The sequence below is a fragment of the uncultured Sulfitobacter sp. genome (assembly GCF_947500075.1).
Lineage (GTDB): Bacteria > Pseudomonadota > Alphaproteobacteria > Rhodobacterales > Rhodobacteraceae > Sulfitobacter.
In genome coordinates this window covers 483,529-505,767 of the sequence record NZ_CANMQS010000002.1, presented here as the reverse complement: position 1 = coordinate 505,767, position 22,239 = coordinate 483,529, and the positions used below count along the sequence as shown (strand labels likewise).

At 62.9% G+C, this 22,239-nt stretch carries 24 protein-coding genes and 1 tRNA gene; 9 read left to right on the top strand and 16 right to left on the bottom strand.

Annotation, left to right across the window (positions count from 1 at the left end; translation table 11 throughout):
- The first annotated feature begins 17 nt into the window (after positions 1 to 17).
- The 6 genes from plsX to Q1A91_RS07360 all read left to right on the top strand — a co-directional run bounded on the left by plsX (position 18) and on the right by Q1A91_RS07360 (position 4,710).
- The gene (plsX, locus tag Q1A91_RS07385) at positions 18 to 1,094 is read left to right on the top strand and encodes a phosphate acyltransferase PlsX (RefSeq protein ID WP_299875078.1); all 1,077 of its coding nucleotides are present in this window, start codon (positions 18 to 20) and stop codon (positions 1,092 to 1,094) included.
- Positions 1,091 to 2,062 carry a beta-ketoacyl-ACP synthase III gene (locus Q1A91_RS07380; RefSeq protein ID WP_299875075.1) on the top strand — a complete coding sequence of 324 codons (972 nt, stop codon included), beginning with the start codon at positions 1,091 to 1,093 and terminating at the stop codon, positions 2,060 to 2,062. Before plsX ends, Q1A91_RS07380 begins: the two co-directional genes overlap by 4 nt.
- Positions 2,063 to 2,172: 110 nt before the next feature.
- Complete coding sequence (gene ihfA / locus Q1A91_RS07375; protein ID WP_299875072.1) at positions 2,173 to 2,475, top strand: integration host factor subunit alpha; 303 nt, start codon at positions 2,173 to 2,175, stop codon at positions 2,473 to 2,475.
- 4 nt (positions 2,476 to 2,479) lie between these two features.
- Positions 2,480 to 3,418 carry a MerR family transcriptional regulator gene (locus Q1A91_RS07370; RefSeq protein ID WP_299875069.1) on the top strand — a complete coding sequence of 313 codons (939 nt, stop codon included), beginning with the start codon at positions 2,480 to 2,482 and terminating at the stop codon, positions 3,416 to 3,418.
- Positions 3,419 to 3,486: 68 nt separating this feature from the next.
- A tRNA-Pro gene (locus Q1A91_RS07365) sits at positions 3,487 to 3,563 on the top strand.
- Between the two features lie 64 nt (positions 3,564 to 3,627).
- Complete coding sequence (locus Q1A91_RS07360; protein WP_299875066.1) at positions 3,628 to 4,710, top strand: 2'-deoxycytidine 5'-triphosphate deaminase; 1,083 nt, start codon at positions 3,628 to 3,630, stop codon at positions 4,708 to 4,710.
- 115 nt (positions 4,711 to 4,825) lie between these two features.
- On the opposite strand, the gene Q1A91_RS07355 is transcribed toward Q1A91_RS07360, so the two are convergent.
- The 7 genes from Q1A91_RS07355 to Q1A91_RS07325 all read right to left on the bottom strand — a co-directional run bounded on the left by Q1A91_RS07355 (position 4,826) and on the right by Q1A91_RS07325 (position 11,624).
- Positions 4,826 to 5,062, bottom strand: a complete 237-nt coding sequence (locus Q1A91_RS07355; protein WP_299875063.1) for a hypothetical protein — start codon at positions 5,060 to 5,062, stop codon at positions 4,826 to 4,828.
- 63 nt (positions 5,063 to 5,125) lie between these two features.
- Entirely contained in the window at positions 5,126 to 5,782 is a 657-nt protein-coding gene (gene scpB, locus Q1A91_RS07350; protein WP_299875060.1) for an SMC-Scp complex subunit ScpB, read from the bottom strand.
- Positions 5,783 to 5,787: 5 nt separating this feature from the next.
- Positions 5,788 to 6,570 carry a ScpA family protein gene (locus Q1A91_RS07345; RefSeq protein ID WP_299875058.1) on the bottom strand — a complete coding sequence of 261 codons (783 nt, stop codon included), beginning with the start codon at positions 6,568 to 6,570 and terminating at the stop codon, positions 5,788 to 5,790.
- Positions 6,571 to 6,581: 11 nt separating this feature from the next.
- Complete coding sequence (nagZ, locus tag Q1A91_RS07340) at positions 6,582 to 7,568, bottom strand: beta-N-acetylhexosaminidase (protein ID WP_299875055.1); 987 nt, start codon at positions 7,566 to 7,568, stop codon at positions 6,582 to 6,584.
- Complete coding sequence (locus Q1A91_RS07335) at positions 7,568 to 8,560, bottom strand: SPOR domain-containing protein (protein WP_299875052.1); 993 nt, start codon at positions 8,558 to 8,560, stop codon at positions 7,568 to 7,570. Before Q1A91_RS07335 ends, nagZ begins: the two co-directional genes overlap by 1 nt.
- A gap of 77 nt (positions 8,561 to 8,637) precedes the next feature.
- Positions 8,638 to 10,383, bottom strand: coding sequence for an arginine--tRNA ligase (gene argS / locus Q1A91_RS07330; protein ID WP_299875049.1), 1,746 nt, complete (start codon positions 10,381 to 10,383; stop codon positions 8,638 to 8,640).
- Between the two features lie 65 nt (positions 10,384 to 10,448).
- Positions 10,449 to 11,624: a deoxyguanosinetriphosphate triphosphohydrolase gene (locus tag Q1A91_RS07325; protein ID WP_299875046.1), complete on the bottom strand. Its 1,176-nt coding sequence runs from the start codon at positions 11,622 to 11,624 to the stop codon at positions 10,449 to 10,451.
- An 84-nt stretch (positions 11,625 to 11,708) separates the two neighbouring features.
- Between Q1A91_RS07325 and Q1A91_RS07320 the strand changes: the two genes are divergently transcribed.
- Positions 11,709 to 12,032 carry an iron-sulfur cluster assembly accessory protein gene (locus Q1A91_RS07320; RefSeq protein WP_299875043.1) on the top strand — a complete coding sequence of 108 codons (324 nt, stop codon included), beginning with the start codon at positions 11,709 to 11,711 and terminating at the stop codon, positions 12,030 to 12,032.
- Positions 12,033 to 12,055: 23 nt separating this feature from the next.
- On the opposite strand, the gene Q1A91_RS07315 is transcribed toward Q1A91_RS07320, so the two are convergent.
- Together Q1A91_RS07315 and Q1A91_RS07310 are read right to left on the bottom strand one after the other, a co-directional pair.
- On the bottom strand, positions 12,056 to 13,114 hold the full coding sequence (locus Q1A91_RS07315; RefSeq protein ID WP_299875040.1) for a hypothetical protein: 1,059 nt from the start codon (positions 13,112 to 13,114) through the stop codon (positions 12,056 to 12,058).
- 68 nt (positions 13,115 to 13,182) lie between these two features.
- On the bottom strand, positions 13,183 to 13,410 hold the full coding sequence (locus tag Q1A91_RS07310; protein ID WP_299875037.1) for a DUF6749 domain-containing protein: 228 nt from the start codon (positions 13,408 to 13,410) through the stop codon (positions 13,183 to 13,185).
- Positions 13,411 to 13,761: 351 nt separating this feature from the next.
- Here Q1A91_RS07310 and xth point away from each other — a divergent pair, with 351 nt between their 5' ends.
- Positions 13,762 to 14,544: an exodeoxyribonuclease III gene (gene xth, locus Q1A91_RS07305; protein ID WP_299875034.1), complete on the top strand. Its 783-nt coding sequence runs from the start codon at positions 13,762 to 13,764 to the stop codon at positions 14,542 to 14,544.
- A 320-nt stretch (positions 14,545 to 14,864) separates the two neighbouring features.
- On the opposite strand, the gene Q1A91_RS07300 is transcribed toward xth, so the two are convergent.
- From Q1A91_RS07300 to Q1A91_RS07285, 4 genes are all read right to left on the bottom strand, one after another.
- Positions 14,865 to 15,452: an HNH endonuclease gene (locus tag Q1A91_RS07300; protein ID WP_299875031.1), complete on the bottom strand. Its 588-nt coding sequence runs from the start codon at positions 15,450 to 15,452 to the stop codon at positions 14,865 to 14,867.
- A 140-nt stretch (positions 15,453 to 15,592) separates the two neighbouring features.
- Positions 15,593 to 16,258, bottom strand: a complete 666-nt coding sequence (locus Q1A91_RS07295) for an alpha/beta fold hydrolase (protein ID WP_299875029.1) — start codon at positions 16,256 to 16,258, stop codon at positions 15,593 to 15,595.
- Entirely contained in the window at positions 16,255 to 16,884 is a 630-nt protein-coding gene (locus Q1A91_RS07290; RefSeq protein WP_299875026.1) for a DNA-3-methyladenine glycosylase 2 family protein, read from the bottom strand. Before Q1A91_RS07290 ends, Q1A91_RS07295 begins: the two co-directional genes overlap by 4 nt.
- Positions 16,881 to 17,705: a precorrin-6A/cobalt-precorrin-6A reductase gene (locus Q1A91_RS07285; RefSeq protein ID WP_299875024.1), complete on the bottom strand. Its 825-nt coding sequence runs from the start codon at positions 17,703 to 17,705 to the stop codon at positions 16,881 to 16,883. The genes Q1A91_RS07290 and Q1A91_RS07285 overlap by 4 nt, the downstream gene beginning before the upstream one ends.
- 33 nt (positions 17,706 to 17,738) lie before the next feature.
- Between Q1A91_RS07285 and Q1A91_RS07280 the strand changes: the two genes are divergently transcribed.
- A complete protein-coding gene (locus Q1A91_RS07280) occupies positions 17,739 to 19,013 on the top strand; it encodes an MFS transporter (protein ID WP_299875022.1) in 1,275 nt (424 codons plus the stop codon).
- A 63-nt stretch (positions 19,014 to 19,076) separates the two neighbouring features.
- Here Q1A91_RS07280 and Q1A91_RS07275 read toward each other — a convergent pair whose 3' ends face one another.
- Genes Q1A91_RS07275 through cimA form a run of 3 tightly spaced genes read right to left on the bottom strand, consistent with a single transcriptional unit; the run spans position 19,077 to position 22,194 of the window.
- Positions 19,077 to 19,853, bottom strand: a complete 777-nt coding sequence (locus Q1A91_RS07275; RefSeq protein ID WP_299875019.1) for a squalene/phytoene synthase family protein — start codon at positions 19,851 to 19,853, stop codon at positions 19,077 to 19,079.
- Positions 19,850 to 20,575: a class I SAM-dependent methyltransferase gene (locus tag Q1A91_RS07270; RefSeq protein WP_299875016.1), complete on the bottom strand. Its 726-nt coding sequence runs from the start codon at positions 20,573 to 20,575 to the stop codon at positions 19,850 to 19,852. Before Q1A91_RS07270 ends, Q1A91_RS07275 begins: the two co-directional genes overlap by 4 nt.
- Complete coding sequence (gene cimA / locus Q1A91_RS07265; protein WP_299875014.1) at positions 20,572 to 22,194, bottom strand: citramalate synthase; 1,623 nt, start codon at positions 22,192 to 22,194, stop codon at positions 20,572 to 20,574. The genes Q1A91_RS07270 and cimA overlap by 4 nt, the downstream gene beginning before the upstream one ends.
- Positions 22,195 to 22,239: the final 45 nt, after the last annotated feature.

Genomic DNA, 22,239 nt, shown 5'->3' with positions numbered 1-22,239 from the left:
TAGAGGCATTCGCACCGATGACGGCACAGACCGATCACTCTGAAGCGAAAGCCACACGCACCCGCATATCTGTTGACGCGATGGGGGGTGACGAAGGCCCGGCAGCCGTTGTTGCCGGGTGTTCTTTGTCTGCGACCCTGAATGATGACATTTCCTTTATTCTTCATGGAGATGAGGCGCAGCTTGCACCTCTGGTCGCACGCCGCAAGGAACTGACGGGCCGCTGCGAAGTCCGCCATGCCACCGACGTGGTGGAGATGGACGACAAACCCAGCCAGGTGGTGCGCACGGGCAAGGACACCTCCATGTGGTCCGCCATCGAATCCGTCCGCTCGGGTGAGGCATCGGTGGCCGTCTCCTGCGGCAACACCGGCGCGCTGATGGCCATGTCAATGATCCGCCTGCGCAAACTGCCCGGTGTGAACCGCCCGGCCATTGCGGTCCTCTATCCATCCGCGAATCCCCAGGGTTTCAACGTGATGCTCGACGTAGGCGCGGATATTCGCGCCGATGCCGATGATCTGTTGCGCTTTGCGCTGATGGGCACGTCCTATGCCCGCAACGGTCTGGACCTGCCACGCCCCCGCGTGGGGCTGCTGAATGTCGGTACCGAGGAACACAAGGGCCGGTCTGAGCTCAGGGAAGCCTATGATCTGATTCGCGATTGCCATGAGGATGCGGGCTTTGAATTCGTGGGTTTTGTCGAGGGGGGCGATATTTCTGGCGACAGTGTCGATGTGATTGTCACAGACGGGTTCACCGGCAACGTGGCAATCAAAACCGGCGAAGGCACGGCCAGCCTGATCGGCGACCGGCTGCGCGAAGCGTTTGAGTATTCGCCGCTGTCCCGGCTCGCCTCTCTGCTGGCCTATACCTCCCTGATGCGGCTGCGGCGCAAGATTGATCCGCGCCGGGTCAACGGCGGGGTGTTCCTTGGCCTCAATGGCACGGTGGTCAAATCCCACGGCTCTGCCGATGCGACGGGTGTGTCCGCCGCGATCAAGCTGGCCGCCCAATTGGCGGAGAGCAAATTCAACGATAAACTGGCCGCACGTGTGGCAGCCACTCTGCCCGATGGAGAGGCCACTGGATGACCAAACGTGCTGTTGTAATTGGGTGCGGCCATTACCTCCCGGAACGTGTCGTGGAGAACGCCGAATTCGAGAAAACGCTCGACACCGATGACGCCTGGATCCGCTCCCGTTCCGGCATCGAACGCCGCCATTTCGCGGCGGAGGGAGAGACGACATCCAGCATGGCAACCGCCGCTGCGCGTGCCGCCTTGGCAGATGCAGGCATCGAAGCAGATGACCTCGACGCGATTGTTCTGGCCACCTCAACAGCTGATCTGACCTTCCCGTCCGCCGCGACGATGGTTCAGGCAGAACTCAATATGAACAAGGGCTTCGCCTTCGATGTTCAAGCGGTTTGTGCAGGCTTCGTCTATGCGCTCAGCAACGCCAACGCGCTGATTATCTCCGGTCAGGCCAAGCGTGTTCTGGTCATTGGCGCAGAAACCTTCAGCCGCATCATGGACTGGACAGACCGTTCGACCTGCGTGCTGTTTGGCGATGGTGCAGGCGCGCTGATCCTTGAAGCGCAAGAGGGCGATGGCACGGCCGAGGACCGCGGGATCCTGTCGACCGATCTCAACTCTGACGGGCGCTACCGCGACCTGCTTTATGTCGATGGCGGTGTCAGCACCGGCACGTCCGGCTATCTGCGCATGCAGGGCAATCAGGTGTTCCGCCATGCGGTTGCCAAGCTGGCGGCGACCGCCACAACCGCGATGGAAGCCGCCAATGTCACCGCCGATGACGTCGACTGGATCGTGCCCCATCAGGCCAACATCCGCATCATTCAGGGCACCGCCAAGAAGCTTGACCTGCCGATGGACCGTGTCGTGGTGACCGTGCAGGACCATGGCAACACCTCTGCGGCCTCCATCCCGCTGGCGCTGTCGGTGGGCCGGACGCGGGGCCAGATCAAACCGGGTGACCTCATCGTGACCGAAGCCATTGGCGGCGGTTTGGCCTGGGGTGCTGTCGTTCTGCGCTGGTAGGCAAATCCGCACCGGAAAACAGCCGCTTATGCGCCGCTCTGCAAGTCATTGATATTGACTCTGAAAATCCGTGGCCCTTATGGTTGCTGAAAATAAACATGGGGGATGGAATGACCAACAAGACTTTGACGCGCATGGACCTGAGCGAAGCTGTTTTCCGCGAGGTGGGTCTGTCCCGAAACGAAAGCGCGCAACTGGTCGAATCTGTCCTCGATCATATGTCCGATGCCCTCGTCTCCGGCGAGCAGGTCAAGATTTCCTCGTTTGGCACCTTTTCGGTGCGCAACAAAACCGCCCGTGTGGGCCGAAACCCCAAGACCGGCGAAGAAGTGCCCATCAGCCCGCGCCGCGTGCTGACCTTCCGGCCTTCCCACCTGATGAAGGACCGGGTCGCCAGCGGAGACAAATCCTGAACTGATGCCCAAGTCACCCGACGCCTTTCGCACGATTTCCGAAGTTGCCGACTGGCTTGACGTCCAGGCGCATGTGCTGCGGTTCTGGGAAAGCAAGTTTTCCCAGGTCAAGCCGATCAAACGCGCAGGCGGGCGGCGGTATTACCGGCCTGCCGACATGCTGTTGCTGGGCGGCATCAAGAAGTTGCTGCACGAAGACGGGCTGACGATCAAAGGCGTCCAGAAAATCCTGCGCGAAGAGGGGATGGGGCATGTCTCGGACATGTCAGCACCGCTGGATGATCAATTGATCGAGATGGAGGAAGCCGCACAGGCCCCCGAAAAGACGATCATCGAGGAAGAGACTGCTGTGGTGCTCGACTTTGCTCCGGCTGAGGCTGAGGCTGAGGCCGAAGCAGACAAGGCACCGGCGGAGGCCGAGGCCCCTGAGGCAGTTCAGGCGGAAGCACCACCAGATGCGCCCCCCCCGGGCGTCGCAGAACCAGAGGCGGAGGAAACAAGCGCCCTGCCTGACTTTGTCCAGCAACCGCTTGAACCAGAGGCCGAGGCGGCCGAAACCGACAACCTGCCTGCTGCCGAAGACAGCCCGGAGCCTGTCGAGGTTGCGGAATCAAAAGCAGATGAACCTGCTGAAGAAGAACAGGAAATCGCGGCTGAGGACACAGCTGCGCCCGAACCAGAGCCAGAGCCGGAGCCAGAACCAGAGCCGCAAGAGCCTGCGGCTGAGGCCCCCGCGCCCGCCCCCAAGCCGCGCATCATCGACATGCCACCTCTCACCCCCGAAGCGGAGATCGCCGCCGCGCCCTCCACCCTCACCGCGGCCTTCCGCCTGCCGGGGTTGAGCGCTGCACAGGCCCGCGATGTGGCCCCGCTTCTGCAAGAACTCACGGTGCTGCGCGACCGGATGCAAGGCGCGCGCCGGGGTGGCGCTGCAAAAGGCTGAAGGCGCATGTTCGGGGTCGCATTTCGCCCTTGCACACCGGGCAAGATCAGGTATGACACGGCGGATGTCGGGCTATGGCGCAGCCTGGTAGCGCGTCCGTCTGGGGGACGGAAGGTCGCAGGTTCGAGTCCTGCTAGCCCGACCAACCGACATCAAACCGCCCGCGTCCCGGCGACGCGGGCGTTTGCTTTTGCGCAAAGGGCCTTTGCATGAGCCAATCAGGCGTCATCCCGAACCAGCAGATCGAACACATGATCGCTGATGGTGCCATCACGGCGGATCCGGTTGTGATCCCCGAACAGATCCAGCCCGCCAGCCTTGATTTGCGGCTGGGCACGGTGGCCTACCGGGTGCGCGCGTCGTTTCTGGCGGGCCACGGAGCCCGCGTCGCCGATCGGCTGGCCGAATTCGAGATGCACCGCGTCGACCTCTCAGACGGTGCCGTTCTGGAAAAGGGCTGCGTTTACGTGGTGCCGCTGATGGAGGGGCTGGCGCTGCCTGCGGGCATGTCAGCCGTGGCCAATGCCAAAAGCTCCACCGGGCGGCTGGATCTGCTGACCCGCACGATCACCGATGGTGGCACGGAATTCGACCGGATCGCGGATGGCTACACCGGCCCGCTCTATGCGGAGATCTGCCCGCGTTCCTTCTCCGTCCTTGTCCGCCCCGGCATGCGCCTGAATCAGATCCGGTTCGGGCAAGGCAACGCCAGACTTGATGACAGCGCACTTGCCGCGCTGCACGCCCGCACCCCGCTGGTGAACGGTGACGCGGTGATCGACGATGGCTTGGGCTTCTCCGTTGATCTGCGGCTGCCGGACACCACGCTCGTGGGCTACCGCGCCAAACCCCATACCGGCGTCATCGACCTTGATAACATTGGATATTATGCGCCCGCCGACTATTGGGAAGACGTCCACAGCAACAACGGTCAGATCATCCTCGACCCCGGTGCCTTCTACATCCTCGTCAGCCGCGAAGCTGTGACCATCCCGCCCGATCACGCAGCGGAAATGGCGCCCTATCTTGCCATGGTCGGCGAATTCCGCGTCCACTATGCCGGTTTCTTCGACCCCGGCTTCGGCCATGATGCAGCAGGTGGCGCAGGATCGCGCGGTGTGCTGGAAGTCCGCTGCCATGAGGCACCGTTTGTGCTGGAACACGGGCAGGTCGTGGGCCGCCTCGTCTATGAGCGCATGGCCGAGCCCCCCACCCAACTCTATGGCGCTGACATCGCGTCAAACTATCAGGGTCAGGGCCTCAAACTCAGCAAACACTTCAAAACGCCCTGAGCGACAGGCGGAAGCACATCCCTCTGCGCCCCTTCCAAATGGTTCAAGAAACCCGGGAGTATGAGGGCTGGCCCTCATTGAAATCTGTTTTGGCAAAACAGCCGCCACCGGCGCGTCAGAACCGATTGATCCGCCCCATCGCCTTCATCGACTGTTTGGCCTGCCGCGCCTGCTGACGGGCCTGCCTGCGCTGACGGCGTTCCTGCGGCGTCAGTTCTTCCGGCGCCGGCTCTTCCGCCTGCGCGCCCCGCTTCTTGCCCATCTTCGACGCCTGATCAAAACCCGCGCTGACCCCACGGTTGATCAACTGGCGCATGACCTGACGGATAATCATATTGATGATCTGGTTCATCTGGTGCCTCGTTTTCTGCCTCACTGTACAATATAGGGCCCAATGCGGCGATTTTCAGGCGGTCTAATCCTCAAAGAGCTCGCTTTGACCAGTGGCCGCCTCTTCCTCATCTTCCCCATCGCCGGCTGTGGGCAGCAAACTGGGCGGCGGACGGTTCTCCAGCAACCCGGCAGAGCGGAGCTCTTTCAGCCCCGGCAGATCACGGGCGTTCTCAAGGCCGAAGTGATCAAGAAACCCTTCGGTCACCACAAAGGTCACCGGGCGGCCCGGCGTCATCTTGCGCCGGCCAAAGCGGATCCACTCCAGTTCCAGCAGCTGATCCACCGTGCCGCGCGACACGGATACGCCCCGGATTTCCTCAATCTCGGCGCGGGTGACGGGCTGGTGATAGGCAATGATCGCCAGCGTCTCGATCGCGGCGCGGCTCAGCTTGCGCACCTCAACCGTCTCTTTCTGCATCAGAAACCCAAGATCGGCCGCCGTGCGCATGGCATAGCCGTCACCGATCTTCTGCACCTGCACCCCGCGCCCCTCATAACGCTTGCGCAGATGCACCATCGCTTCGCCCGCGTCACATCCATGCGGCATGCGCGATTCCAACTCCCTCAACGTGATCGGTTCGGAGGTCGCAAAGAGCACCGCTTCGATCATCCGCTCCTGTTCGGCCATGGGAGGGGCTTCAAACAGGCTTTCTTCTTGATCTTCATAGTCTTCCGACACGGGCCTTAATCCTTTTTACGCAACTGGATGGGGGCAAAGGTCTCCGATTGCCGGATCTCCAGATGCCCTTCCTTTACCAGTTCAAGCGAGGCTGCAAAGGTCGATGCCGTGGCCGAGCGCCGCCGCACCGGGTCGGTTTCCCACCCTTCGGGCAGAAAGCTCATCAAATCGCCCCAATCGCCCGCAAAGCCGATCAACCCGCGCATCCGGTCAAGCGCCTGTTCCATGGTGAAAACCGCGTCGCGGTCCATCACGAAGGGGCGGAATTCGTCGCGGGTGCGGATGCGCGCATAGCCCTGCATCAGGTCCAGCAGCGTTGCGGTATAGGTCACGCGGCGGGTGCGCTGCACCTCATGGGTCTGGCCGCGCGCAAAGAAATCGCGCCCCAGCTGGTCGCGCGCCATCAGTCGTGCCGCCACATCGCGCATCGCCTGCAACCGCTCCAGCTGGAATGCCAGATGGGCGGCCAGTTCTTCGCCCGACGGGCCTTCCTCTTCGGGATCGGGGGGCAGCAGCAGGCGGGATTTCAGGAACGCCAGCCACGCGGCCATCACCAGATAATCCGCCGCCAGTTCCAGCCGCAACGCCTTGGCGCGTTCCACGAAAGTCAGATATTGCCGCGCCAGTTGCAGCACGGAGATTTTGCGCAGGTCCACCTTCTGCGTCCGGCTCAGCGTCAGCAGCACATCCAGCGGCCCTTCAAAGCCGTCCACATCCACGATCAGCGCTTCGGCGGCCATACGCTCGGCCACTGACATTGTGTCTTCTTCGAATGTGGTTTCAGCCATGTCCCGACCCGCTACAAAAGCGCGTCAAACTCGGCCTCCAGCGCCGGAATGTCAACGTCTTGCGGCGGTTTGCGGCACGCCAATGCCCGCGCCGCGCGGATCTCAGCCGCCGGTGTCAGCGGGCCTGCCGCCTGAGCCACGGCAATCCGGTCAGCCAGCGTCCCGTTGCAATAAAGCGCGATGTCACAGCCCGCCTGCAACGCGGCGCGGGTGTTGCCGATCAGGTCATCGCCGAGGGCCTTCATGGAGATGTCATCGGTCATCACCAGATTATCAAACCCGATCTCCTCCCGGATCACCTGCATCATCTTTGCAGAACAGGTTGCGGGCGCATCATCCAGCGCCTCATAGACAATATGGGCGGTCATCCCCATCGGCAGATCGCGCAGGGCGTGAAACGGCGCGAAATCCACCGCGCTCAGATCCGCGTGCATCGCGCCCACACGGGGCAGGTCATAATGGCTGTCGACCACCGCGCGGCCATGGCCGGGGATGTGTTTGAGAACCGGCAGCACCCCGCCGTCCAGCATGCCTTGTGCAGCCGCACGGCCCACGGCAGCGACCCGCGCGGGATCGCTGGAATAGCACCGGTTGCGCAGGAAATCATGTGTCATATGGCCTGCAACATCCACCATGGGCGCGCAATTGCTGTCGATGCCGATCTGGTGCAACTCATCCGCGATGATGCGGTACATCACATAGATCGCGCGTTCGGCCTGATCGCCCGAACAGGCCACCAGATCCAGCGGCGGCATCCAGTCCCGCCAGTGCGGCGGGCGCAGGCGCTGCACGCGCCCCCCCTCCTGATCAATGGTGATAACCGCGTCGCGGCCCACCGCATCGCGGATCTCGGCACAGAGCCCGCGCACCTGATCGGGTGTGTCGATATTGCGGGCAAACAGGATGAACCCCCAGGGGTCCGCCTCCCGAAAGAACGCCTTTTCATCCGCGCTGAGCGTCAGCCCCTCGGCGTCCAGAATAACCGCAGATGGGGCCATCAGCGGGTGACGACCGGAATGCAGTCGGCGTTTTCCGCCACCAGCGCAGAGCAGAAGCGGCGCGCCGCCCCCAGATCCTCAAATCCCATGGCCCGCAGGCGGTAGAACACCCGCCCGCCGCTGCTGGCGCGCTGCACCACGCGGTTCTTGTCGGCCATGTAGGGGCCAAACCGCCCCTGTAACTGGTCCCATTGCTCGCGCGCGACTTCGGCGCTGTCAAAGGCCCCCAATTGCGCCAGACGTGTGCCTGCGGGCAATGTGGCCGGGTCGATGTCCTGTGTTTCAGTCACCGCAGCGGTTGCAACGGCATTGATTACCTGCACGCGGTCCACGGGGCGCTTGCGCGGGCGCAACGACTGGCGCACGCCCGGCGCGTCAATCACGGCTGCAAGCTGCGCTTCGGCCTGCTGGACTTCTGCGGCCACCTCGGCGGTGACGCTGGCGATGATCTCTTCGGTCTCCGCACCCAGATCGGCCAAGGGCGCGACACCTGCGGTCAGCTGCGCCACGACGTCATCCACATTGCCGCTTTGCAAGGCAGCGGCCACATCCGTCAGCGCAGCGTCCGTTGCCTGGGGCAAGGCAGGCTGCGGCGCGGGGGCTGCGGCTTCAATCGGCGCGGTCCGGTCCTCTTCGGTCAGATCCACCGGCTGCGGGGCAAGGCGCAGCTCATCGGCAGGGCGCGCGGCGGTGCCTTCGGCGGCCACTGCATTGACGGACAATCCCTGATGCTGCGCATATTCTCCGCCCGGATCTTCGGGCAGCACCCGCATATCGCCTGTTGCGGCTTTGACCACCGGGATCCCGCTGACGTCGCGCACCAGCAGTTTGTACCCCCAAACCCCGATGCCCACGACCAAAGCCAGCGACACCAAAGCGCCCGCGACATTCGTCAAGGTGCCAAGCGGATTGGGTTTGTCCTGCTGGACGCGGTATTCGGGTGCATAGCCGCCGTCATCCTCCGCCATGGAGGAGAAAGTGAAGTCTGCCATCTGTGCCTCGCTGCCCACAGCGTACATGCGCTGCGGATCTTGTGGTAAATGCCTGTAGCGGCGCGCTGGTGCGATTGTTACCGCATCTCCTGCGCCGGAGTGACACCCAAGATACCAAGACCCGCTGCAATTACAATCGCCGTGGCCCGCGCAAGCGCGATTTTCGCGGCAGATGTGGCAGGATCGTCCTCTTGCAGGAAGCGCAACTGCGGTTCTTCATTGCCCCGGTTCCACAACCCGTGGAAATCCCCAGCAAGTTCATAGAGATAGAAGGCAACCCGGTGCGGCTCATTGGTGCGCGCAGCGGTCTCCACCAACCGTGGCCATTCGGCCAGTTTCTTGAGCAATCCCAGCTCTGCTTCATGGTCCAGAAGGCTCAGATCGGCGGCTTTCAGCGTGGCTTCATCGGCAGGGATCCCGGCATCGGCTGCTTTGCGCAGCACGGATGCCACCCGCGCATGGGCATATTGCACGTAGAACACCGGGTTCTCACGGCTTTGCTCCATCACCTTGTCAAAGTCGAAATCCAGCATCGCGTCGTTCTTGCGCGTCAGCATCACGAACCGTGTCACGTCCGGCCCCACCTGATCGACCACATCGCGCAGGGTCACAAAGGTCCCTGCCCGTTTGGACATCTTGAACGGCTCCCCGTTCTTGTAGAGCTTGACCAGTTGCGCCAGCTTGATGTCCAGCGGCACCTTGCCATCGGACAGCGCGCTGACAGCGGCTTTCATCCGTTTGACATAGCCACCATGATCCGCGCCAAAGACGTCGATCAAGGCATCAAACCCGCGCTGCACCTTGTCATAGTGGTACGCAATATCCGGCGCGAAATAGGTCCAGCCGCCGTCTGATTTCATCACCGGCCGGTCCACGTCATCGCCATGCGCGGTGGAGCGGAACAGCGTCTGCTCGCGCGGTTCCCAATCCTCGGGCTTTTTGCCCTTGGGTGGCTCCAGCACGCCTTCATAGATCAGGCCTTTGCCTTTGAGGTCGTCCAGCGCCGCTTCAATCCGGCCCGTGCCATAGAGTGACTTCTCGGAGTAGAAGACATCCATCTCCACCCCCAGCGCCTCAAGATCGCTGCGGATGAGGTTCATCATCTCCTCGGTGGCGAATTCCCGGATCTCCTCCAGCCAGAACTGCTCGCCCTTGTCGACAAAGGCATCGCCGACCTTGTCCTTCAGCTTTTGCCCCACCGGGATCAGGTAGTCGCCGGGGTATGTGCCGTCCTCAAACGCCACGTCCTGCCCATGCGCTTCCAGATACCGCAGGTAGACGGAGCGGGCGAGGACATCGACCTGCGCGCCACCATCGTTGATGTAGTATTCGCGGGTGGCGTCATAGCCCGCGAAATCCAGCAGACTGGCCAAAGCATCGCCGAATACAGCGCCCCGCGTGTGGCCCACATGCAGTGGTCCCGTTGGGTTGGCAGAGACGTATTCAACGTTGACTTTCAACCCCTTACCCAGCGAACTGCGGCCAAAATCCGTGCCTTCGGCAAGCACGGCCCCGGCCACCTGCTGCCAGACCCCCGGCGCCAACCGCAGGTTCAAAAACCCCGGCCCCGCCACCTCGGCAGAGGTGATCCGCGCGTCCTGCGCCAGCTTATCCGCCAGCGCCTCCGCAATATCGCGTGGTTTCATGCCCGCAGGTTTGGCCAGCACCATCGCCGCATTGGTCGCCATATCCCCGTGTGCCGCATCGCGCGGCGGCTCCGCCGTGATCGGATCAAAATTCAGCCCGTCAGGCAACGCCCCCTCGCGCACCATACCCTCAAGGGTGGTCACGATCAGGCTGCGGATTTCGGCAAATAGGTTCATGGGTCTCTTCCTTGGCTTCCCGCCCATGTATCACCTGAGCAAGGGCAGTCAATTGCGCGTGCCCGCTACTGCGCGCTCCAGCGGGAAATGGCACTGCTGCCGCCACCCAGAAGCCGCGCATGTTCGCCAAGCGCATAGCGGTCCGTCATGCCCGCGATATAATCGGCCACCATGCGGGCAATCTTGGTCTGATCCTGCCCGGCCTCTTCGATCTGGCGCGTCCAATGTTTGGGCAACAGGTTGGGATTGTTCAGGAACAGCGGAAACAACTCGCGCACCACCTCTGACACCTCCGCCCGCATCTCCATCACCGAAGGGGCGCGGTACATGTGCTGGAACAGGAAATCACGAATGGCGCGGATGTCCGCCCACATCTGCTCAGAGAACCGGATCACCGGCCGCCCCAGATGGCGAATGTCCGCAGCCGACCCAGCACCCGAGGCCGCCAGCAGCCCCGCTGAGGTCTCAATCACATCCGACACCATCATGCCAAACACCCGCCGCAACGCCTCATGGCGGCGGCGGTAGCGGTCTGTATCGGGGTAGAGCCTGTCCACCTCCGCGTAAGCAGGCCCCACCAAGGGCAAAGCCGCAATCTCTTCTTCGCTGAACAGCTTCGCGCGCAGCCCGTCATGCAGATCGTGATTGTTATAGGCAATGTCATCCGACAAGGCCGCCACCTGCGCCTCTGCACTGGCATGGGTGTGCAGCTCCAGATCGTGCAGCGCGTTGTAATCTGCCAAGGCGTGGGGCAGCGTGCCGGTCACCGGCCCGTTATGCTTGGCAATCCCTTCCAACGTGTCCCAGGTCAGGTTCAGCCCATCAAACTCCGCGTAATGCCGCTCCAACGCGGTGACAATCTTGATCGCCTGCGCGTTGTGATCAAACCCACCGTAAGGCTTCATCAACTCATGCAGCACGTCCTCTCCGGTATGCCCGAACGGCGGATGCCCCAGATCATGGGCCAGTGCCACAGCCTCCGTCAGTTCCGCGTTCAGCCCCAAAGCACCCGAGATCGTCCGCGCCACCTGTGCCACTTCAATCGAATGGGTCAGCCGCGTGCGGAAATAGTCGCCCTCATGCTCCACAAAGACCTGGGTCTTGTGTTTGAGACGCCGAAAGGCGCTGGCGTGAATGATCCTGTCGCGGTCCCGCTGAAAGCAGGAGCGAAAGGTGCTTTCGTCCTCCGGCACGCGCCGTCCCCGCGCGAGGTCCGGATCAGAAGCAAAAGGGGCGCGCATGGGCACGGGTCCTTGTAGCCTGTCCTGCCATTGCTATATTACAGCCATAGCCCGATGGAAACCAACGGTATGAGGCCCAAGCCCATGAACCTGCCCCCCAAAGTCACCTCCCGCGCGTTTGAGCGTCTGGCAGAGATTGGCGCGCAAGCCGACGGCAAAGCCCTGCGCGTGGCAGTCGAAGGCGGCGGGTGTTCCGGGTTTCAGTATGAGATCGCTTTGGATGAACCCAAAGAGGATGATCTGGTGCTTGAGGGCGGCGGCGAAAAAGTGGTCGTAGACAGCATCTCCCTGCCGTTCCTGACCAATGCCGTGATTGATTTCAGCGAAGAACTGATCGGCGCGCGGTTTGTCATCGACAATCCCAACGCCACTTCCGCCTGCGGGTGTGGTACGTCTTTTTCCATGTAAAACAGCCCTCTGCGGGGCGACCTTCACACCCGCGCGAACCTTTCAAAGAAGGCGGCAAAGGCGGGAGTTGACCGCTCTGCCCGCTCCAGCACGGCGCGGCGCGTTTCGCACAGACGGTTCAGGATATCGGCGCGCACAGCGCCCCAGTCGCCGCGTTTGCGGGGCCGCTGCGCGGTTTCTCCCAACCAGGCAGACATGGGCCGCAGCGCCCCCAATCGGGGGCCATCCGCGTCAAACCGCAAGGGGCCTGTCGGCACCGGGGCGGTGAACCCTTCCTGCCCTTCCGTCTGAAGCGCCCAGCCCGTGACCAGATAGGCGTGAAAGCCGTCATTCAGCGGCGCGCCCGGCTGGCTGTGCAGATACATGCCGCGGTGCGCCGCGGCGATCGCCTCGGTCCAGACCGGGCTGGGGGTCAGCCCCGCATAGCGCAGCGCCGTGCACACCTCTGCCAGCAGATCCATGTCCTGATCCAGAAAAGCCAGCACACCGGCATATTCGAGGCTGGTCAGCGTGCAGCCATCCAATCCTGGATCCTGCCTGCCATAGTCGGAAAGATAAAAAACGATGTGGGTCAGCTCATAAGCCGCCTTCTTGTTGGGCAGCGCAAAAGTACCGGACCGGTTGGTGAAATGACGCAGCCTGTCGCCCAATGCCCCGTCGCGCACGTCACGGCCCACGCCGCGCCGCTTCAGCAGCCTGCGTGCCTCGGCCCGTTGCAGATCGGAAAGCTCCGCATCCGCAAGCCCTGCGTCATCCGCCCAGCCGCACAGGTCCGCGCCCAATGGTCCGCCCAGTCCCAGATCCTCCAGATCAAGGCAGATCGACAGCCAGAACCGGTAGTATTGCGGGTAGAGCTTCATCTGCTCGGGAATGCTGTTGTAGGTCTCCTCATAGGCGGCCAGTGCAGTGTCCGGCAGGGACAATCCGCAGGCGGCCATCATGCCCAACAGTTCCGCGTTTTCCTTCAGCCACAAAACATTGCTTTGCGCGTGGCGCCCCTGGCGCACGGCCTCCGCAAGACCCGCAAGGGGCAGCGTCTGGGCGACGCGGGGCCGGGACGGAAACGACAGGATATTTGACACGGGCGTGGCCTCTCTCTTGCAGATGGGGTCCGCCGCGCACAGGCGACGAACCCTTTGTTTCAAAGGCGTTATGCGCTTGTGGTGTAGAGCCCCACATTGCCGCCTGCGCTCATGTCATCCTCCACGCTGACAGCGCTTGTGGTGAACAACGCCGTGCCCCCACCCGATGCCATATCTGTGCTCTGCGCGATGGAGCCGGAGGAGAACATCTCAACGCCCATGCCGCTGTCGATGCCCATGGGTGTGTCGGTCTGTGCCTGTGTTACGGAAGTCTGGATCTTTGCAAGTGCTGTCATGTTATGTCCCTTCATGATCAATCTAAGGTTGCAGTGACTACAGGCTTGCCCGCTTAAGATGCGCTGCCAAGACTAAATTTCGGCCGCCGCAACAGCCGCTCAAGCTGTGCACAGAGCCGGGTACTTTCAACCCTAAGTAAACAAATGCCCTTCAAGGTTCTCCACAGGATAGAAAAAAACTTATCCACAGCCCGGATTCTCCCAGATTGCAGAGCGATCGAGGTTAATACCGCTTAGGTTGAGCGATCCGAAACAGAATCACCTTAAGAGAATCACATGTGTTTGCGCCCCTCCCCTTGTCCCGATCCGCGCTTTGCGCGATACGAAAGACCAGACCAAAGGGGGGCCCTCATGAAGATCGCCACGTTCAACATCAACGGCATCAAGGCCCGCGCAGAGGCCCTGCCCGCCTGGCTTGATGAGGCCTCTCCCGATGTCGTGCTGCTCCAGGAAATCAAATCCATCGATGAGAATTTCCCCCGCGCATTGTTTGAGGATCGCGGATACAACGTGGAAACCCACGGGCAAAAGTCGTTCAACGGCGTCGCGATCCTGTCAAAACACCCATTGGAAGACGTCACCCGAGGTCTGCCCGGCGATGATACGGACGAACAGGCGCGCTATATCGAGGCGACCGTGATGGGCGCGCGGGAGGCCCTGCGCGTCTGCGGGCTCTATCTGCCCAACGGCAATCCTGCTCCGGGGCCGAAGTACGACTACAAACTGGCGTGGATGGAGCGTCTGCACGCCCGTGCGCAAACGCTGCTGGCAGAAGAAACCCCGTTTCTGATGGCGGGTGACTACAACATCATCCCCCAGGCCGAAGACGCCGCCAAGCCTGACGCATGGCGCGAAGACGCGCTCTTTCGCCTCGATTCCCGCACCGCCTGGCGCAAATTGCTGAACCTCGGCCTCACGGAAGCCTTCCGTGCCCGCACGCAAGGGCCGGGCCACTACAGCTTCTGGGACTATCAGGCCGGTGCGTGGAACCGCAACAACGGCATCCGCATCGACCATTTCCTGCTCAGCCCCGTCTGCGCCGACTGGCTGCGCGACTGCCAGATCGACCGCGACGTGCGCGGCCGGGACAAGCCGTCCGACCACGTGCCGGTCTGGGTCGATCTGGATTTCTGACATCTCTGGGCTGGAGCCGCCTTTGCTTGAGCACCGGCAGGACGGAAGGACGACCGGTTGCCAAGAAAAATCGTCGAGGGACCCGCTTGCGGGATACGACTATTTTACTTGGAAAGCGGTTGGCGTTCTGTCATGGCAGGGATCAATCAAAGACGGCTCCTGCCCCTCTGGGATGGTGAGCCTGAAGCGCCAAAACAAATAATGTAATGCGGCGCAGCCGCGCCTTCAGATCACGTCTGCCGCAATCGCCACATCCGAAATGGCATCGGACTGGGAACGCGGGTCAAAGACGGACCCGCTGCCTCCCACTGACCTTCAGGCTATTCAGCCTGAAGTTCCGCATCCCAATACAGAAAATCCATCCAGCTTTCGTGCAGATGGTTCGGCGGAAACTTCCGCCCCATGTTGCGCAGCTCTTCCGCGCCGGGCTGGCGGGGCGGCTTGCGCAAGGACAGCCCGGTCTGGTGCAGGGACTTCGCCGCCTTGCGCAGATTGCACGGGCTGCACGCCGCCACAACATTCTGCCATGACGTCACCCCACCCGCAGAGCGCGGCACCACATGGTCAAACGTCAAATCCCCCCGCGCGCCGCAATACTGGCAGCGGAATTCGTCCCTCAGAAACAAATTAAAGCGCGTGAAGGCCACGCGCTTTTGAGGTTTCACATAGTCTTTCAGAACAACAACAGAAGGTATCCTGATCTCGGTGGAGGGGCTTCGGACCACATCGTCATACTCCGCGACGATGTCCACCCGCTCCAGCCACTTGGCCTTGACGGCTTCCTGCCAGGGCCACAGCGACAGCGGGTAGTAACTGAGCGGCCTGTAATCGGCGTTCAGGACCAGCGCCGGGCGGTGCTTCAGCACAGCGCTGGTGCGGGTAAATTCGGTTCTGAAATCGGCTTCCATCGCTGGTGTCGTCCCTTGCCCGTTCAGCTCGACTATATCTCGTGGCTTTTTGCTGGCAAGCCCCAGTTCAGACACAAGATGTCGCGGGCAGTGATGACGGGTTTTTGCGACGGTTTGATGACAGCGAAATGGCGCTCCGCCTACAAACTCAACTTGTCGCGCATGAACGCCAATGCCACGCTCAACCCATCAGGTGCAATGCCGTGGCCGGTGCCTTTCATGATATGGGCAAACACATCCTGCCAGCCAGCCTCCTGCAAGGCTTCCGCCGCCTGTGGCAAGGACTGCGGCGGCACCACATCATCCGCATCCCCATGCACCAGCAGGACCGGAGGTCGCACGACAACCTCGTCTTTCAATGTCTCGGGCGACAGCAACCGGCCAGAGAACGCCACGATGCCCGCCACCGCATCCTCGCGGCGCGGGGCCACATGCAGCGCCATCATCGTGCCTTGAGAAAAGCCAAACAGCACAACCTGTTCCGGCAGCACATCCTCATCCACCATCAACGCATCCAGAAAGGCGTTCAGATCCTCGATGGCCTGCATCATCCCGCGTTCGGATTCCTCCTCGGAGGAGCCGTCTATCCACGGGATCGGGAACCACTGATAGCCATTGGGCATGCCCGCCACGGTTTCAGGTGCGTCGGGCGCCACAAACATCGTATCCGGCAGGTGTTCCCCCAACGGATCGGCAAGCCCCAGCAAATCCGCCCCATTCGCCCCGTATCCATGCAGAAAAACCACAATCGACCGTGTGTCGCCTGAGACCGGCGCGCGCCGCTCTGCCTGTAAAACCCGTGTCATAACAACCCATCCCTGTTCTTGATCACCCGGTAGTAGGCAAAGAGCGCGCGGGCTGCAACAGATCGCCAGGGCGACCAGTCCTGTGCCATGTGCGCAAGCGTTTTCGCATCCGGGCGTGCGTCGAGATCAAACAGCACCTTTGCGGCTTCCTGCAAGGCCAGATCACCGGGCGCAAACATATCCGCGCGGCCCATGGCGAACATGCCGTAAATCTGGGCAGTCCACGGCCCGATGCCCTTGATGGCCGTCAGCGTCAGGGTCAGGTCATCGTCGCTGAGCCCTATCATCGTCTCATACGCCAGCGCGGCGTCGGCCACCGCGCGGACATAGCGCACCTTGGGCCGGCTCAGGCCCGCGCCTTGCAGATCCGCATCACTGGCAAGGCGCACCGCGTCCTGCTGCATCAACCCCGCGGCCTCCATCCGCGCGCGGATCGCCGCGGCAGAGGCAAGGCTGACCTGCTGGCTGATAATGATGTCGATCAACGTGGCGAAGCCGGGCGGCTTCAGACGCAGGGGCAGCGGGTTCACCACGTCCAGCACGGTCTGGAAACGCGGTTCTGCCTGCACCAGCCACGCCGCGCCCTCAGCCACGTCAGCCGGTCCTGTCACAAGACCCGCCCTCACAGCGCCTCCACCCAGTCGAGCACAGCCTGCACCCCCTGCACCGCCGCCGCCCCTTCCGGGCGTGCGGGGCGGTCGATCAGGATAACCGGCAGATCAAGCGCCTTGGCCGCTTCCAGCTTTGGCCTGCTCGGCAGCCCGCCAAGGTTGCGGCAGATCAGCATGTCCACATGCAGTGCCTTGAACAACGCGGTTTCGGACGCCGGGGTGAATGGCGCCTCGCCAAAGATCAGATCAACAAAATCGAAAGGCGGCGGGCGGTCATGGGGCACGGTCTGGCGCAGCAAGAGACGGTCGCCCGGAAACCGCGCGCAGGCAGGCAGGCTGGTCCATCCGGTGGCGGCAAAAACCCGCGCGCCCGCCGGGATCATCGGCATCGCCGCGCGCAGATCATGGGCGCTGCGCCATTTGGGATGCTCTGACAGCTCCCACGCCGGCCGGGTCAGCGTGACAAAGGGCACATCTGCGATCCCTGCGGCGGCAAAGCCCACTTCGGTCATTGTGCCGTCAAAGCCGTGGCTGGCGTCAATCACCGCATCCACATCCTGCATCTGCTCAGCCAGACTGGTGGGATCGTCGAAAGGGTGCATGCGGCAGGGAATGGGCATCGGGTCAGGCCCGCGCGGCGGTTCGGACACCAGCGCGCGCAGGCGCAGGTCCTGTGGCCCCAGGGCCCGCGCAATCTGTCGCGCTTCGGCACTGCCTGCCAAAAGAAGGATGTTCAGACCGGCTTTCACACCGCCACTGTGCGGCGCGGCCCGCCCTTTCACAACCCCGCGAATTGCGCGCGATTGCGCCGCGTGGGGTTGCCCCCTTTCGGGCATGCAGGTACGCCTGAGCCCGAAGGGACCCTCCGCATGATTGATGACACCCGCGCCCGGCGCAATGTTTACGTTCTGGTCGCCGCACAGGCCGTTCTGGGCGCGCAGATGCCGATGATTTTTCTGGTCGGCGGGCTGGCCGGGCAGCAACTTGCGACGAACATCTGTTTTGCCACGCTGCCGATTTCGATGATCGTTCTGGGTTCAATGCTGTCTGCCACGCCCGTGTCCGCTTTCATGCAACGTTTTGGCCGCCGTGCCGGGTTCTTTCTGGGCGCGGCTGGCGGTGCGACAGGGGCCGCCGTATCGGCTTACGGGCTTTTTGTCGCGTCCTTCCCGATCTTCCTGCTGGGGTCGCTGCTGACGGGTATCTACATGTCCGCGCAGGGTTTTTACCGCTTCGCTGCGGCCGACACCGCGTCTGATGAATACCGCGCCAAGGCGATCTCCTATGTGATGGCCGGCGGTCTGGCTTCTGCGATCATCGGCCCGCAGCTGGCCTCGGCCACCTCTGTCAGCCTGTCGGCGATCCCCTTTGTGGGCACCTATGTGGCCGTGATGCTGCTGAACCTCGTGGGCTCGTTGCTGTTTTTCTTCATCGACATCCCCAAGCCGCCCAAGCCCGCCGCCGACGCGCCGCAGGGCCGCACCCGGTGGGAGCTGATCACCACGCCGCGCATCGCGGTGGCAGTGATCTGTGCGATGGTGTCCTACGCGCTGATGAACCTGGTGATGACCTCCACCCCGCTGGCCGTGGTCGGCTGCGGGATCGCAGGCAACACGGAACTGCCCGCCTTCTTTGCCGACACTTTCGCCGGGCAGGAGACCTCAGCCACCTTCAAGATCATCGCTGGTTTTGTCGTCACCGGACACGTGCTGGCGATGTTCGCGCCATCCTTCTTCACCGGCCACCTGATCAACCGTTTCGGGGTGGAGACCATCGTGGGCCTCGGCCTTGCCATCCTTGGCCTTGCGGGGATCGTGGCGCTGCAAGGCGTGGCGCTTGAGAACTTCTTCATTGCGCTGATCCTGCTGGGGATCGGGTGGAACTTCGGGTTTATCGGCGCCACCACGATGCTGGCAGGCGCCCATGCGCCGCATGAACGCGGACGGATGCAGGGGCTGAATGATCTGCTGGTCTTTGGCGGGGTGACGGTGGCTTCGCTGGCCTCGGGCGGGTTGATGAACTGCTCGGGTGGCTCGCCGGTTGAAGGCTGGGCGGCGGTGAACTACGCCATGGTGCCGTTCCTGATGCTGGCGGGCGGTGCGCTTTTGTGGCTGGTGCTGCGGCAGGACCGGCAACCGGCGTAGGGTGCGCATTCACTGCGCACCAAAACCCTGCCACCGTTTAGAGCTGCGCAGTAAATGCGCACCCTACCAGCGCCCGGCGAATACCCTGAGCGGCAAACCAATCCGGTCGCTTTCGACAGGATCCGGCAGCCCCCCCTCCGCCACCGCCATCGGATCAGCCACCGCTGCTTTCAGCACCGCTGCCGCCGCGCCCACATGATAGACCGCAGGCCGCGCAGCAGCCGACACCGCGCGCCGTCGCGCCCGCGCCTTTGCCAACCGGTCCAGCCCTTCCTGCGCCAGCGCCCTGACCCCCGCAGCCGTCCCGTCCAGCAGCGGCACACGGCCGCGCTCTTCCAGCGCCGGGATCGCGGCAAGCCATGCGGCAACGCCGCTCGCAAAGGCCGCATCGCGCACCACCTGCTCCTCTGCCGGGCCCAGCGTCTTTGCCGCCACCCAGGCCAGATTGCCAGCCGTCTGATCCAGATACCGGGCGAAATGCGCTTCATCTTCAAAGGGATCGCGGTAAATGTCCCAGCGCCGCGCGGCGGCCAGCTCATCCAGCAGCGCCGCACTGTCCGCGTCCATCACCGCGGCCAGCGGGCTCGCCACTTCATGGCGCCGGACCGGGCCGCCCGCGCCGATCTCTTCACACACATCACGCCACCATTGCAGGCGCATCTCCGCGATCATCGCCTCCTGCGTGACCCAGGGCGCGCGGGCCACTTCGATGTTGAAGGCATAAAGCGGGAACAATACCCGGCGCGCCGCCAGTGGAGCAGCCATCACCGCGCGGAACCGCAAGGGATCGCCGCGTTCGACCAAGGCAGCGCAGGCGTTGAAATCCGCGTCACCGCTCATCGCGGGCGCACAACGCTCAGCAGATAGCCAAATTCATCCCGGTGCGCGCGCCAGACGGCAGCCTCTTCTTCCGCTTCATCCAGCACCGCCACCAACGCCGCATCCGCACCGTCGCGCAGGGCTGCAATCCGGGCATCCAGCGGGCCAAAGTAGTCCTCCCACGCCTGATCAGACAGACGGCGGGTGGACAGCAGGTCATATCCTGCCGCCTCAATCCGCGCGGCAATCCCGGCTTCATCGGTCATGTCGGGGTATTGCGCCTCCCAGAACTGCCGGGGCCGGGCAGACGGGGTGTCCGTGAACCAGCACACTTCGCTGAACACAACCGCACCGCCGGGGCGCAGGCTGCGCTTCCAGGCGGTCAGCGCGGGCGTGATCCCCAGAAAATACACCGCACCGGCGCACCAGATCAGATCATATGCGTTCATCACCCGCGCCATATCCGCCTTCAGCACGGTCACGCGCGTGTCATCGCACCAGCGCGCCCTTGCCGCGTCCACAAAATGCGCGGTCTTGTCCAGCGCCGTCACATGGCCCTGCGGCGCCACCTCCAGCAAGGCCCCAATGTCACCACCGGGGCCGGAGGCCACATCCGCAATCACCGCATTCGGTTTCAGGTCCAGCATCTGTGCTGCCCAACGGATATCGGCCGCTTCCCCCGGCCCTTCGCGCGGCAGGTCACTGTGAAGTTTGAAGAAAGCCGCCATGGGATCAACAGTCATGGGGTGGCCTCTTCAGTATCGCGGATCAGCTTCCACTGGATCGCTTCCAGCAGCGCCTGAAAGCTCGCATCAATTATGTTGGCGCTGACGCCGACAGTGGACCAGCGCCGCCCCTGCCCGTCTTCACTGTCGATTATGACCCGTGTGACCGCCTCAGTACCGCCCTGGGTGATGCGCACTTTGAAATCCACCAGCCGCATGTCTTCAAGCATCGCCGAATATTGCCCCAGATCCTTGGCCAGCGCCTTGGCCAGCGCGTTCACCGGGCCGCGGTCGGTGCCTGCATCATCCATGCTTTCGCTGACGGATTGGCGCTTTTGCCCGTCCACCTTCACGACCACCACAGCCTCGGACAGGCTGACCATCTTGTCGTATTTGTTCTTCCGCCGCTCCACCGTCACCCGGTAGCGTTTGACCTCGAAAAACGCGGGCAACTGCCCCAGCACGTCGCGGGCCAGCAGTTCGAAACTCGCCTGAGCCGTGTCATAGGCATAGCCCTCCGCTTCCCGCGCTTTGACCGCCGTGAGGATTTCGCCCAGCGCCGGATCGCCCTTGGGCACGTCGATGCCCGCTTCCGCCAGCCGCCGCCGCAGATTGGATTGCCCGGCCTGATTGGACATGGGGATGATCCGCGCATTGCCCACCTCAGCCGGGTCAATATGCTCATAGGTCGTGGGGTCCTTGAGGATCGCGCTGGCGTGTAGCCCCGCCTTATGCGCGAATGCTGCTGATCCCACAAAGGCCGCCTGCTTATGCGGCACCCGGTTGAGGATCTCGTCCAGCATCCGGCTGGTCCGTGTCAGCCCTGCCAGCGCTTCGCGGGTGATCCCGGTGTCATAAAGGCTCGCATAGGGTTCTTTCAGCAGCAGGATCGGGATCAATGTGGTGAGGTTCGCATTGCCACAGCGCTCGCCCAGCCCATTGAGTGTGCCCTGGATCTGCCGCGCGCCCGCGTCGACAGCGGCCAGCGTGTTGGCAATCGCGTTTTCAGTGTCGTTGTGGGTGTGGATGCCAAGATAGTCACCGGGAATGCCGGACGCAATCACCTCGCCCGTGATCCGCCCCACATCCGCAGGCAAAGTGCCGCCGTTGGTGTCACACAACACAACCCAGCGCGCGCCTGCATCCTTCACCGCATGCAGGCATTGCAGCGCATAGTCGGGATTGGCTTTGTAGCCGTCAAAGAAATGCTCCGCATCAAACAGCGCCTCACGGCCACTGGCCACCAGATGCGCAACGCTGTCGCGCAGCAGGCCCAGGTTTTCCTCAAGCGAGATGCCCAGCGCGGTGGTGACGTGGAACTCATGGGTCTTGCCCACCAGACAGACCGATGCAGTGCCCGCGTTCATCACGGCGGCCAGCACATCGTCGTTCTGGGCCGAGATACCGGGCCGTTTGGTCATGCCAAAAGCCGTCATCTTGGCGCGGGTCTTGGGGGCGTGGTCAAAGAAGGCATTGTCCGTGGGGTTCGCCCCCGGCCAGCCGCCTTCGATATAATCCACGCCGAGCGCGTCGAGCGCTTCGGCGATCTGTTGCTTCTCCTCGGTGGAGAATTGCACCCCCTGGGTTTGCTGCCCGTCGCGCAGGGTGGTGTCGAAGAGAGAGAGGCGGGATTTCATGACCCACCTCCCCACGTAGGGTGGGTGCCAACCCACCACGCGCCA